At 70.5% G+C, this 12,346-nt stretch carries 10 protein-coding genes; 6 read left to right on the forward strand and 4 right to left on the reverse strand.

Annotation, left to right across the window (positions count from 1 at the left end):
• Positions 1–93 precede the first annotated feature (93 nt).
• Both ACZ6MZ_RS33795 and ACZ6MZ_RS33800 read left to right on the forward strand, forming a co-directional pair.
• Positions 94–1,920: a flavin-containing monooxygenase gene (locus ACZ6MZ_RS33795; protein ID WP_469356398.1), complete on the forward strand. Its 1,827-nt coding sequence runs from the start codon at positions 94–96 to the stop codon at positions 1,918–1,920.
• Positions 1,921–1,989: 69 nt separating this feature from the next.
• The gene (locus tag ACZ6MZ_RS33800) at positions 1,990–3,585 is read left to right on the forward strand and encodes a hypothetical protein (RefSeq protein ID WP_469356400.1); all 1,596 of its coding nucleotides are present in this window, start codon (positions 1,990–1,992) and stop codon (positions 3,583–3,585) included.
• A gap of 46 nt (positions 3,586–3,631) precedes the next feature.
• Here the strand turns inward: ACZ6MZ_RS33800 and ACZ6MZ_RS33805 are convergent, their stop codons facing one another.
• The 3 genes from ACZ6MZ_RS33805 to ACZ6MZ_RS33815 all read right to left on the reverse strand — a co-directional run bounded on the left by ACZ6MZ_RS33805 (position 3,632) and on the right by ACZ6MZ_RS33815 (position 5,641).
• A complete protein-coding gene (locus ACZ6MZ_RS33805; protein ID WP_469356401.1) occupies positions 3,632–4,252 on the reverse strand; it encodes an L-threonylcarbamoyladenylate synthase in 621 nt (206 codons plus the stop codon).
• A gap of 87 nt (positions 4,253–4,339) precedes the next feature.
• On the reverse strand, positions 4,340–4,771 hold the full coding sequence (locus tag ACZ6MZ_RS33810) for a TIGR03668 family PPOX class F420-dependent oxidoreductase (protein ID WP_389789747.1): 432 nt from the start codon (positions 4,769–4,771) through the stop codon (positions 4,340–4,342).
• Positions 4,772–4,816: 45 nt separating this feature from the next.
• Positions 4,817–5,641: an LLM class F420-dependent oxidoreductase gene (locus ACZ6MZ_RS33815; protein WP_389789652.1), complete on the reverse strand. Its 825-nt coding sequence runs from the start codon at positions 5,639–5,641 to the stop codon at positions 4,817–4,819.
• Positions 5,642–5,905: 264 nt separating this feature from the next.
• Between ACZ6MZ_RS33815 and ACZ6MZ_RS33820 the strand changes: the two genes are divergently transcribed.
• Both ACZ6MZ_RS33820 and ACZ6MZ_RS33825 read left to right on the forward strand, forming a co-directional pair.
• Positions 5,906–6,364 carry a hypothetical protein gene (locus ACZ6MZ_RS33820; protein WP_469356405.1) on the forward strand — a complete coding sequence of 153 codons (459 nt, stop codon included), beginning with the start codon at positions 5,906–5,908 and terminating at the stop codon, positions 6,362–6,364.
• Positions 6,365–6,402: 38 nt separating this feature from the next.
• Positions 6,403–8,553 carry an NB-ARC domain-containing protein gene (locus tag ACZ6MZ_RS33825; RefSeq protein ID WP_469356407.1) on the forward strand — a complete coding sequence of 717 codons (2,151 nt, stop codon included), beginning with the start codon at positions 6,403–6,405 and terminating at the stop codon, positions 8,551–8,553.
• Between the two features lie 14 nt (positions 8,554–8,567).
• Here ACZ6MZ_RS33825 and ACZ6MZ_RS33830 read toward each other — a convergent pair whose 3' ends face one another.
• Positions 8,568–10,292 (reverse strand): hypothetical protein, encoded by a 1,725-nt coding sequence (locus ACZ6MZ_RS33830; protein ID WP_469356408.1) that lies wholly within the window; start codon positions 10,290–10,292, stop codon positions 8,568–8,570.
• A 196-nt stretch (positions 10,293–10,488) separates the two neighbouring features.
• On the opposite strand from ACZ6MZ_RS33830, the gene ACZ6MZ_RS33835 reads away from it, so the two are divergent.
• Together ACZ6MZ_RS33835 and ACZ6MZ_RS33840 are read left to right on the forward strand one after the other, a co-directional pair.
• On the forward strand, positions 10,489–11,730 hold the full coding sequence (locus ACZ6MZ_RS33835; protein ID WP_389789644.1) for a hypothetical protein: 1,242 nt from the start codon (positions 10,489–10,491) through the stop codon (positions 11,728–11,730).
• Positions 11,727–12,317, forward strand: coding sequence for a hypothetical protein (locus tag ACZ6MZ_RS33840; RefSeq protein WP_469356410.1), 591 nt, complete (start codon positions 11,727–11,729; stop codon positions 12,315–12,317). The genes ACZ6MZ_RS33835 and ACZ6MZ_RS33840 overlap by 4 nt, the downstream gene beginning before the upstream one ends.
• The last annotated feature ends 29 nt before the right edge of the window (positions 12,318–12,346 follow it).

Here is a 12,346-nt window from a genome sequence, read left to right on the forward strand (position 1 = left end):
CAGTCCGCTCCGGTTGTATCGGTGTCCAGGCACGGAGGCCTCCGGCCCCCTTCCCCGATCTCCGCTCCGGCGGAGTCCCCACCGAGGAGTGATATGGCCGAGACACCGGCAGGTACGGCGGACGGCGCGGACCCGGAGGCACTCGGATTCGACCCGGCCGCCCTGCGCGAGCGGTACCGGGCCGAGCGCGACCGCCGGATCCGCCCCGATGGCAGCAAGCAGTACCGCCGTACCACCGGAGAGTTCGGCTACTACGTCGACGACCCGTACGCGGAGCCCGTGCCCGACCGGGAGCCCCTCGACGACCGGGTCGAGGTCGCGATCATCGGTGGCGGGTTCGGCGGCCTGGTCGCCGGCGCCCGGCTGCGTCAGGCGGGTATGCGGGACATCCGGGTGATCGAGAAGGCCGGGGACTTCGGCGGAACCTGGTACTGGAACCGGTATCCGGGGATCCACTGTGACATCGAGTCGTACATCTATCTGCCGCTGCTCGAAGAGGTCGGCCATGTGCCGAGGATGAAGTACGCGCCGGGCGAGGAGATCAGGCAGCACGCGCGGGCGATCGGGCGGCAGTTCGATCTCTACCGTGACGTCTGCTTCCGGACGGAGGTGACCGAACTCCGCTGGGACGAGACCGCGTGCGAGTGGACCCTCCGCACCGACCGCGGCGACCGTATGAGGGCGCGCTACGTGGTGGTCTCCAGCGGACCGTTCAGCCGGCCGAAGCTCCCCGGCATCCCAGGCATCGAGACCTTCCGCGGGCACACGTTCCACACGAGCCGCTGGGACTACGAGTACACCGGCGGTGACGCGGACGGCGGTCTGCACAAGCTCGCTGACAAGCGTGTCGCCGTCGTCGGCACCGGCGCGACCGCCATCCAGTGCGTGCCGCACCTGGGGCGCGACGCCCAGCACCTCTACGTGTTCCAGCGCACGCCGTCCTCGGTCGACGTACGCGACAACCGCCCCACGGATCCCGAGTGGGCCGGGGCGCTGACGCCCGGCTGGCAGCGGCGCCGCCGGGACAACTTCCTCGCCCAGGTCGCCGGCGGCGGCGCGGACGAGGACATGGTGTCCGACCGCTGGACCACCAGTGCCCGTCTGCTCCAGAGCCTCATGCCGAGCAGCGGCGGCGAGGAGCTGTCGCCCGAGCAGCGAGGCCGCGTGGCCGAGTTGGCCGAGCTGGCCGACTTCAAGAAGATGAACGAGATACGTGCCCGGGTGGACGCCGTCGTCGAGGACCGGGCAACGGCGGAGGCACTCAAGCCCTGGTACCGCTACATGTGCAAGCGCCCCACGTTCAGCGACACCTACCTGCCCACGTTCAACCGGGCCAATGTCACGCTGGTCGACACGGCCGGGCGCGGTGTCGAGCGCATCACCGAGGGCGCTCTCGTGGCCGGCGGCGTCGAGTACGAGGTCGACTGCGTCATCTTCGCGACCGGGTTCGACCTCGGTGGCCCGCCGGCCGAGCGGGCCGGACTCGACGTACGCGGCCGGGGCGGTGTCACCTTGGCCGAGTCCTGGAAGGACGGTCCGAAGACGCTCCACGGGTTCTACAGCCACGGCTTCCCCAACTTCTTCCACCTCGGCGCCCTGCAGAACGCGGTCTCCGTCAACTTCGCCCATGTCCTGGACGAGCAGGCGGTCCACATCGCCGAGGTCGTCGCCGAGGCGCACAAGCGCCAGGCCCGGTACATCGAGCCGACGGCCGAAGCGGAGGCCGCCTGGGTCGCCACGATCCGGGACACGGCGCGGAACACCCACGCGTTCCTCGCCGAGTGCACTCCGGGCTACTACAACAACGAGGGTAACCCCGGCAAGCGGAGCGAGTCGTACGGCGGCGGGCCGATCGAGTTCTACGAACTGATCAAACGCTGGCGCACGGACGGGGACATGGGCGACGCCCTCATCCAGTGACCCGGCGGAGGACACCGGTTCCCGTGACAGCACCGTCAAAAGGACAACGCCTTCAGAAGAGGGGGAGCGATGACGCGGCCCAGCCGATTCGACGACACAGGCCACCAGCACGCCACGAGCGAGCGGTGGAATACGACGAGGCTGAACCCGCCGAACCGGCTGTGGGGCTCGAACGGCATCACCTTCGGCCCTGACGGGCGGTTGTACGTGGCGCAGTTCATCGCCGGACAGATCAGCGCCGTGGACCCCGCCTCGGGAGACGTCGAGGTGGTGGTGGACCTGGACAGCCCGGTCGAGGCGCCGGACGATCTCTCGTTCGGCGCGGACGGTGCGATGTACATCGCCGATCTGACACCCGGCAGGGTGTGGCGCCGCAGCCCCGAGGGGCAGTTCACGCTGGTCTCCGAAACGGTGAAGGTGCCCAACGGCATCACCTGCGTCGGAGACCGCCTCTTCGTCAACGAGATGCGCAGCAACGGCCGTTTGATGGAGCTGTTCCCCGACGGTGGTGATCCCCTGGTGCTCACCGACGGGCTGGCCTGGGGCAACGCGATGCAACTCGGCCCGGACGGCCTGCTCTACTACCCGCACATGCTCGCCAAGGAGGTCTGGCGGATATCTCCCGACGGCGGTGTGCCCGAGCTGGTCGCCGGGGACGTGGACGACCCGGTCGCCGTACGGTTCGACCGGGGCGGTGTCCTGGTCGTGCTGTCGCGCGGGGTGGCGGGCATCGTGACCCGCATCGACCTCCGTACCGGAGCGCGGTCGACCGTCGTCACCGGTGTCGCGGGGCTGGACAACGCGGCGTTCGACGAGGAGAACAGGATGTTCGTCTCCAGCTACGCGAGCGGCGGGGTCACGGAGATGCACACCGACGGCCGGATCCGGGAGATCGTGCCCCGGGGGCTCGACGGTCCCTTCGGTGTGACGGTCGATCTGGGCGGCACGGTGTACGCGGCCGACCACTTCAGCCTGGCGAGCCCGGGGGGCTCCGACGGGACCGAGTCCGGCGGCGTGATCACACACGATCTGCTGCACTTCGTTCACGGCGTCACCGCGGACGACGGGTTCCTGCACCTCACCTCGCAGCTCGGTGACGTCCGTACCTACGACCCCGTACGGAAGACCACACGGGTGCGGGCGACCGGGCTGAGCGAACCCACCGGAATCGCGGTCGCGCCGGACGGCTCACTCGTGGTCGCCGAAACGGGCAGCGGCCGGATCCTGCGGATCGACGAGACCGACACCGTCACCGTGCTCGCCGCCGGACTCGAACATCCCGTGGACGTGGCCTTCGACGCGGAACAGCGCTGCTACGTCAGCGACGACCGGCTCGGGGCGGTGCTCCGGCTCGACGACGGCGAAGCGCTCACCGTCGCGGACGGGCTCGGCGCGCCGCAGGGCCTGGTCGTCCGCGCCGGCGAACTGTTCACGGTGGAGACGGCGCACCGGCGGCTGCGGGCGATATCCCTCGCCACGGGGGAGAGCAGGATCGACGCCGAGAACCTCGCGGTCGGCCTGCCTCCCGGCATCGTCCGCACCGAACCCCGGCCGGTTCCCGGCGTTCCCGGCCGCCCCCGCCAGTTCGCCGGCCTCGCGGTCGGCCCGGATGGCTCCCTCTTCGTCTCGGCCAATGGCGAGGGGAGTGTGCTGCGACTCTCCTGACCGCGCCTGAGTACGCCGGGCGCGGGGTCGTAGGCGGTCGACGCGGCTACTCGAACCGCGTGGTGTCGCCCGCGCCCCGGCGTACGATCTCGAGTTCGCCGCTGGAGAAGTCGATGACCGTGGTCGGCTCGGTGCCGCAGTCGCCCGAGTCGAGCACGACGTCCACGACGTGGTCGAGTTGTTCCTTGATCTCCCAGCCCTGTGTCATCGGTTCGTCCTCGTCGGGCAGGAGCAGGGTGCTGGAGAGCAGCGGCTCGCCGAGCTCGGCGAGGAGAGCCTGAGCCACGACATGGTCGGGGATCCGGACGCCGACCGTCTTCTTCTTCGGGTGCAGCAGCTGACGCGGCACCTCCCTCGTCGCGGGCAGGATGAAGGTGTACCTGCCGGGTGTCGCCGCCTTGATCGCGCGGAACACGTCGTTGTCGATCTGCACGAACTGACCCAGCTGCGCGAAGTTCTGGCACACCAGGGTGAAGTGGTGACGATCGTCGAGCTTGCGGATCGACCGGATGCGGTCGATGCCGTCACGGCTGCCCAGCTGGCATCCCAGTGCGTAACAGGAGTCCGTCGGGTACGCGACGAGCGCGCCGGACCGGATGCTGTCCGCCACATTGCTGATGGTGCGTCGCTGAGGATTCTCGGGGTGTACGTCGAAATACTTCGCCATTCGCCGAGTTTAAAGCCCGTTCCCGCGGATGATCTCCGACTGACGCGTGCGCGGGCCGGGCGACCGACCGCCAGGGGCTGGGGCCGGTCAGGTGGCGTGCCATCCGGACCAGCGCGTCACCGCGATCTCCACCACGGGTCCTTCCGGCGGGCGGTCGGCGTACTGCTGCTGGTACTTCCGCGTCAGCAGGCTTACGTACCGCGCGGACGCCGGCGACCCCTCGGCCGGCGGCAGCACAGTGGCCGTGGCGTCCGCGCGCGCCCACCACAGCCGGTCCCAGTCCTCGTCGTAGCCGTCGACGAGGAGGCAGACCTCGGGGTGGGCACGGATGTTGGCCAGCCGCTTCAGCCGGGCCGACCGCTTCGGCTTGTGGTCCACGGCGAAGGCCGCCGTGTCCCCGGTGAGGGCGAAGACCACCGGCACCAGGTGCGGACGGCCGGCGGCGTCGATGGTCGCGAGGCGGGCGATCCGGGCCCGGGCGAAGTGCTCCCGGGCCTGGCCGCTCGTCATCGTCGGCACTGCCACGGCCCCCGGCTCATCGCGGGCGCCGCGGCACTCGGTGGCTCACTGGAAGCGTCGCGCGACATCGGCGAGCTGGTCCAGATACGCCAGTGTCTCGGCCTCCGGCATCGTCGGCAGATAGAACAGCAGCCGCTCCACATCCAGCCGCGTGTACTGCTCGACGATCTCGGGCTCCTTCTCCACCGCGTACACGGTCACCGGAACCTGCCGGCCCGCGACCGCCCGCAGCCGGTCGATCTGCGGACCCAGTTGGCCGGCCGACATGCTGTTGGCCAGCCAGGCGTCGCCGAGGGCGGCCACCCGCTTGAAGGCCGCCTCGCCGCCACCCACGTAGAGGGGCGGGTGAGGGCGCTGGACCGGCTTCGGCCAGGAGTAGACGGGGTCGAAGTCGACGAACTCCCCGTGGAACTCGGCCTTGTCCTCCGTCCACAGCTCACGCATGGCCCGCAGCCGCTCGTCCACGAGACGGCCCCGGGTGCGCGGGTCCGTGCCGTGGTTCTCCATCTCCTCCCTGTTCCATCCGACACCGACCCCGAAGAGGACCCGCCCGCCGGAGACCAGGTCCAGGGACGCCACCTCCTTGGCTGTGATGATCGGATCCCGCTGGACCACCAGGGCGACGCCGGTGCCCAGCAGGAGCCGCTCGGTCACCGCGGCGGCCGCGGTGAGCGCGACGAACGGGTCGAGCGTGCGGTAGTACATCTCCGGCAGCTCGCCGCCGCCCGGGTACGGCGAGCGGCGGTCCGCCGGGATGTGGGTGTGCTCGGCGATGAACAAGGAGTCGAGTCCTCGCTCCTCGATGGCGCGCCCGAGCGCGGTGGGCGCGATGCCCTGGTCGGTGATGAAGGTCGATACACCGAACTTCACAGCGGCTCCCTCGGATTCCGGGTTCTCGGTGGTGCGGGCTCGCGGCTTCGCGGGGCTCGCGAGTTCGCAGTCCATGGCGAGGTACCCCCGATCGGCCCTGGCACAACAGTGCGTACGGCCGATCGGGCGATCCCCCGACGGCCCGGGCCGGTGCCTTCACGGCACGGCACGGCGCCACGCCGGAGGCCGGACTATCCAAGCCTTCATGATCTCTCTACGGTGGGTTCAGGGACTTCACGACGGCTTGAGCTACAAGGGGGATCCATGGAAGCCGAGTTGGCGGCATTGGCGACGTCGGGGGCGACGGCGCTGGTCGGTCTTATGGTCTCGGATGCCTGGACTCAAGGGAGAGAGCGACTGGCCCGCTTCTTCGCGCGAGGTGAGGACGAGAGCGCCGCCGAGGAAGAGCTCCGCGTTTCCCAGCAGGAGCTGGCGGCGGCTCGTGAGACGGACGACGAAGCGCCTGCCGCCGACATTGAGGCGATCTGGCGGATGAGGCTGCGCCGTGTGCTGCGGACGGACCCCGCCGCCGCGCAGGAGCTGCGGCTCCTGCTGGCGGAGCTGACCCCTCCGGCGGGCAGAGAGCCGGCCGTCGTCGTGCACAACAGCATCAGCGGTGGCGTGCAGAACGCTCCCGTCCTTCAAGGCCAGAACTTCTCCGGCGGACTTACGTTTCACAGCTCGGGCAGCCTTCCGCCCGAGCGGGGCGCGAGGGCCGTGTGAGCGGCGAGGACGCCGGGGCCCACCGCGAAGTGCCCCAGGTGAGCAATTCCCTGTCGGGGCAGGTCAACGGGCCGAGCGTGCAGGCCCAGCAGATCCATGGCGGTATCACCTTCAATGTGCACATGCCGTCCCCGCACGCGCCGGAGACCAGACCGGATCAGGTCCCCCCTCTGACCGTACGGTTCGTCAACCGCTCGGCGGACCTCTCCGTACTGGACGGCTGGTTCGGGGGAGACAGGAACGGCTCTCCGCCGGTCGGACTCGGCGCGCTCAGCGGACTGCCCGGCGTCGGCAAGACCGCGTTCATCTGCCGATGGGCGGAGAAATCTCGTGATCTGTTCCCGGACGGACAGATCTATATCGACTTCCATCCGCTGCGGGACCGGGCGGGCGGTGAGGTCTCCGAGGCGCTGGGCGTGTGCCTGAAGGCCCTGGGAGTGTCCGGTACCTACCTCCCGGAGTCCCTCGCCGAGCGGACCGCGTTGTTCCGCTCCCGGTCCTCCGGCCGGCGTCTGCTCGTCGTCCTCGACGGAGTGAACCAGCCCGCGCAGGTCAGACCCCTGGTGCCCAAGGGGCCCGGCAGTGTTCTGCTGGTCACGAGCAACGGCCGGCTCGGCGAGCTGGCCGTCCTGGACGGCGCTCGTCTGCTGTCGCTCGAGCCACTGGACATGGACGGCAGCCTGCGGGTGCTGGCCGACCGATGCGGTGAGGCAGCGGTCGCGCGGGAGCGCATGGCCGCCGAGCGGCTGGTGGAGTTCTGTGGCGGCCTGCCGGTGGCCTTGCATGTGGTGGCGGCACGGCTTTTGACCAATCAGCGGTTGACCATGGCCGGGCTGGCTCAGGAATTGGCCGACGAGACCGGCCGGCTCGCGGGAATGTCCTTACGAGGGGAGCACTCGGTGTCCGCCGTACTCGGTCTCGCCTACCAGGACCTGCCGCCCGAAGCGGCTCGGCTGTACCGGCTCCTGGGATGGTTTCCCGGTCGCACGTTCGACGCGGGGGCCGCCTCCGCCGCCGCGGGCATCGACGCTCCTGCCGCCGAGTCGCTGCTGTACGTGTTGCAGGACGCGAGCCTGCTGGAGGTGACGGCGGACGGCCGCTTCCGTTTCCACGATCTGGTACGTCTGCATGCTCGGGAGCGTGCTGCCGAGGAGGAGCCGGAGGCCGGACACCGCGCGCTGATCGCACGGGTGCTCAGGCACTACCTCGCCCTCACCGCCTTCGCGGACCGGGCCGTAAGGGAGGACCGGCTGCGTATCGCCGACCTGGCCGGCCTGCTGCGGGATGTGCCGGATCCGTTCGCGGCCGAGGGCGGCCCGCCGCCGCTGGCCTGGCTGGAGGCCGAGCGCTCCACCATCCTGGCCCTGCTGCGCGAGGCAGCCCGGCAGGGTCTTCATGAGCCGGTCTGGCAGTTGGCGGAGGGGTTCACGGTGCTGTTCCTGCACCGCAGGCACCTGGGGGACTGGAAGGAGTCGCTCGAACTGGGAGCGGTTGCCGCCGCTGAGGCTGTGGCGCCCGCGGCGGAAGCGCGCTTGCGCAGTCTGCTGTCGCGTCCGCTGATGGATCTCGGTGAGTACGACCGGGCGCGTGCGGAGCTGGAGAGCGCTGTCGCCTGTGCCGAGATCTCGGGTCACGCGGCGTTGGGGGCGTCCGTACAGGAGTTCTTCGGGCGGTACTGGGACCGCGTTGATCCTGCCCGTGCCACGGTGGCGTACCGGCGGTCCATCGAGCTCAACCTTGAGGCCGAGGAGTGGCGCGGGGTGGCCATCGCCACCTACTTCCTCGGGTGTGCGCAGGATGCGGCGGGTGAGCACGGCCAGGCCCTGACCACCCTGCGCAGGGCGCATCAGGACTTGACGGCCCGCGACGACCTGCGGATGGCGGCGCGGGCGATGGCCGCGATCGGGGTGGTGTACGAGCACCTGGGCGATACCGATGAGGCGATGGGCGCGCTGAGCGAGGCAATCCAGGTACTGCGCGCTCAGAAGGCCAGCCACTACGAGGCACAGGCTCTGGTGCGGCTCGCCGATATCACCGCGCGGACCGGCGGGCGCGGGGATGCCGAACGGGAATATCTGACGAGCGCCCTCAAGATCTACGAGGACGGCGGCAGCCCGGAGGCGGAGACCCTGCGCGCGCGTCTGGCACACGTGGACGGGACGGACGAAAGAGATGAAGTCGGGCGATGAGGCGGGACGGCGTCTCAGCGTGAGGGATCCGGGAGGGGGGAAGGCCGGAGGCGGAGCGAGACGTCCTCCTCCCGTACGCCGCCGATCCTGAGCGTCACGAAGACGTCGTCCAGGGGAAGTTCCGCACGCAGACACGTATAGACCACGGCAGCCGGCAGGCCCGGGGCGTTGGCGCGGCCGGTGACGGTCGCCTCCACGATCCGCCCGTCGCGCAGCCCCACCAGACAGCCGCCGCCGTCCAGCGCCGTGGCGGCGAGGAAGCTGCCGGGAAAGCGGTCCAGCGTGTCCTGAATCCAGCGAAGCGCGGTGACCGTGAGCGGGGCGGGGCGGTGTCGGAGCAGCACTGAGGCGCTCTCGGTCAGATGCTGATCCCGCTCCTCCTCGTCGCACGCGAGATGGAGGAACGTACCAGGGACCTCTCGGCTGTCCCCGGACACGGACACGGCCGCGGCGTGGCGGCGCACCGTCACCACGCACCGCCCTTCTTCCGAGGCGGTGCTTGTCTCCACCATCCAGGACGTAACCGTGGCGGCCGGCGGCTCCGCCGCCGCGAGGGTCGGTCGCAGCGGCCCCGACTCGGGCTCGGTCAGTTTGAGCAGCTCGTACACGACGGCGCGCAGCCGCGCGAGTGCCTGGCCCGGTTCCGCGAAGGCGCGGGCCGCGATCTCGGCGTAACGAGTGGGGGCATGCTCCCGGAGGGCGGAGTCGATCTGCGGACGCAGATGTGCTCGCCGGTCGAGGTGGGGCGCGGCGTGTGCGAGACGGGCGACCGCCGTTCCGGGTACGGCGTCGTCACCGAACGAGCCGAGTAGTACGGGCTTGCCCAGCGCGGAGCCGTACAGCGTCACGGAGCCGTGGTCGCCGATCACGACATCGGCTGCCACGAGCGCCGGCTGCCAGGCATGAACCGGCGGCACCAGCATCAGGCCCGCTTCCAGTGCGGCCGCCTCTGTCGTACGGATCTGCCATGAGCCGTGGCCCGACCACACATTGGGATGGATGATCGCGGCAACCCGGTATTCGTCGTAGGGCAGTTCGGCGAGCAGCCGGGCCGGAAACCCGGGATCGCGGCCGATCAGCGACGTGGGGCCCCAGGTGGAGCTGATGACCACCAGGCGCTGGTCGGTCGCGACGCCCAGTGCTTCCTTGTAGGACCGGGCACGCGGAAGGCTGTTGAACAGCTGGTCGAAGACGGGATCGCCCACGAGGAGCGTGCGGCCGGCGGCCTTCGGATGGGATGCGAGCAACTGCTCCCGCTGGTCCGGATGAGAGATGGCCAGCCACGCGCGGCCGGTTCCCAGCAACGAGTCCGGTACGGCGCCGGACAGCCGGGCGGACGGCGTACGGGAATCCGGGACCAGCTTCTGGAAGCCCACGCCGTGCGGCAGCACGAGCACCGGACAGTCGCCATCCGGCACGTCGACGTTCTCGCTGGCGGAGACGATGAGATCGGGGGTGATGCCGGAGAGCTGGGACCAGGACATGATCCGGCAGCCGGCATCCCGCAGCAGCTGGAGGACCCCGTCGTTGAAGGCGGAGGTGGGGTCGTAGGCGAATACGACAGTGACCCTGCTGTCGCCGCGTACGAGAGCCGGCAGCAGCTCCAGGACACGCACCGTGGACGTGACCGTCCGAGCGGCCACGACCAGCGTCTTCTCCCCGTGGAAGGTGCTCCACCGCTGGGCGTCGTGTCCCACGGGGACACGGAGCGGTGGGCCCACGCTAGCGTTCAACGTCACGCCGGAAAGCTATCTGGGGTACGGCGCTCACGCGCTGATGAGCGCGGCTCGCGGCATGTCTGACGGGCACCGCCTCACCGTACCGGTGCGACACCGGCAAGGTTGCTGCAAGGCGACTGCAAGGAAAGCGCCGTGGGGAGCCGGGAAAACCCTCGCTCGGACTGCTGTACGCAGCCGACACTCATGGGGGACCGTTGTGTCTGTCAAAACCACACAATCGGCGCTGATCGAGCAGGGTCAGTGGCTGACCGTACAGGACTGCAAGCGGGTGCTGGTCGTCGTTCACACCGTGACGTTCGCCCAGCGCCTGCGGGAAGTCTTCTGCCTGTTGGAGGCGGACTTCCGGATTCAGGTGGTCTTCACCGCCGCGCCGCACGCGTTCGGGGACGGCGTACCACAGTATCTGCGAAGCCTGGGCATCACGACCGTGCCCTGGGAGCAAGCCCTGCGGACCGAGTTCGACCTCGCGCTGGCCGCCGGATCCCGCGGAGTGCACGAGCTACGGGCTCCGGTCGTGCGGATCTCGCACGGAGCGGGCCACATCAAACTGCTGACCGACACCACGTCCCTGGCGCCCGGTGACCGGCGGCCGCCGGGGATGATGAGCCGTCAGCATCTGATGCACGAGGGCCGGGTGGTGCCGGCCGCCGTCGTCTACGCGCACGAGCGCGATCTGGCGGAACTGGCGGTCTCCTGCCCCGAGGCGCTGCCGGTGGCCCATGTGGTGGGAGATCCCTGCGTCGACCGGATCGTGGCCGGCATGCCCCGGCGCGAGCGGTACCGCAGGGCACTCGGCGTCGACGAGCGGCAACCCCTCGTGATGGTCACCTCGACCTGGGGGCCCACCTCCACCTTCGGCCGGCTCGACGCCCTGCTGCCGCGGTTGTTGAGCGAGCTTCCCGGCCGTGGCTACCGGGTGGCGCTGCTGGTCCACCCGAACGTCTGGGCAGGGCACGGCCCGTGGCAGGTGCAGAGCTGGCTGGCCGGCTGCCGGGGCCGGGGCATCGCGGTCGTGCCGCCGGAAGCGGACTGGCAGGCTCCGCTGATCGCGGCCGACTGGATCATCGGTGACCATGGATCGCTGACCGCGTACGGCACCCTGACCGAGGCCACCATGCTGCTCACCCCCGGACCGAGGCGCGAGATCTCGGCCAGCTCCCCGGCCGCGCTCCTGGCCACCGTCGCACCCGTCGTCTCGCCCGCGTACCCGCTGGCCGAGCAGTTGCGCTACGCCGCCGAGCAGCACCGGCCGGGACAGTACGAGGAGGTGGCGGCCCTGCTGTCGTCGGCGCCCGGCCAGTTCCACCGGCGGATGCGCGCGGTCGTCTACCGTCTGCTGAAGCTGGGCGAACCGGCCTGCGCGCCCCCGGTGTCGCCGCTGCCGCTGCCACCGCCGCTGGAGCGGTGGGAGGCCACCGAGCTGGGGGAGGCGCGGTGACGGCCGGTCCCGGGTGGTCCACGCCGGACCGGCTGTCCCTGCCGGACGCCGACTGGTCCACCGTGCGGCTCGGCGCCCGTCGTATCGATTGCGGCTCCGACGTGGTCTCCGTCCCCGCCTCCGTCGCCCGGCGCTCGGTGACCGGACACAGCCCGGCCTTCGCCCGGCTGGACGCGGCGCCCGGTGCCACCGACAGCCACGCGTACCGACCGGGCTGCCGTGCGTGTGACACACACCTGTGGGTGGATCCGGACGCCCCAGGGGGAGTTCGCTGGGCGGAGTACGCCGATGTGCTCGTGGCCAGGACGGCGCGGTCACCGGGGGCTGCCCGCTGCCGTGCGGACGAACTGCTCGCCCGGTATCCGGGCTGCCTCGTCGCCGCCGTACCCGACACCGAGCAGGGGTACGCCCTCACCGTGCGCGGCGGCGAAGCCGGGTCGCTGTGGGCGGTGCCGGGAGCGGCTGAGGCCGGCCTCACGGCTCAGCCGCACATCGTCGCCTCGGTCGTGCACGCATGGCTGGTCGCCGGTGGTTCGCTGAAGGCTCTCCGGTCCGTCCGGCTGTCCGCGCCGGACCGTCACCACTGATCGGGAACAACGGGGCAAGGGCCGGCTGC

The organism is Streptomyces sp. NPDC042201 (assembly GCF_055582185.1).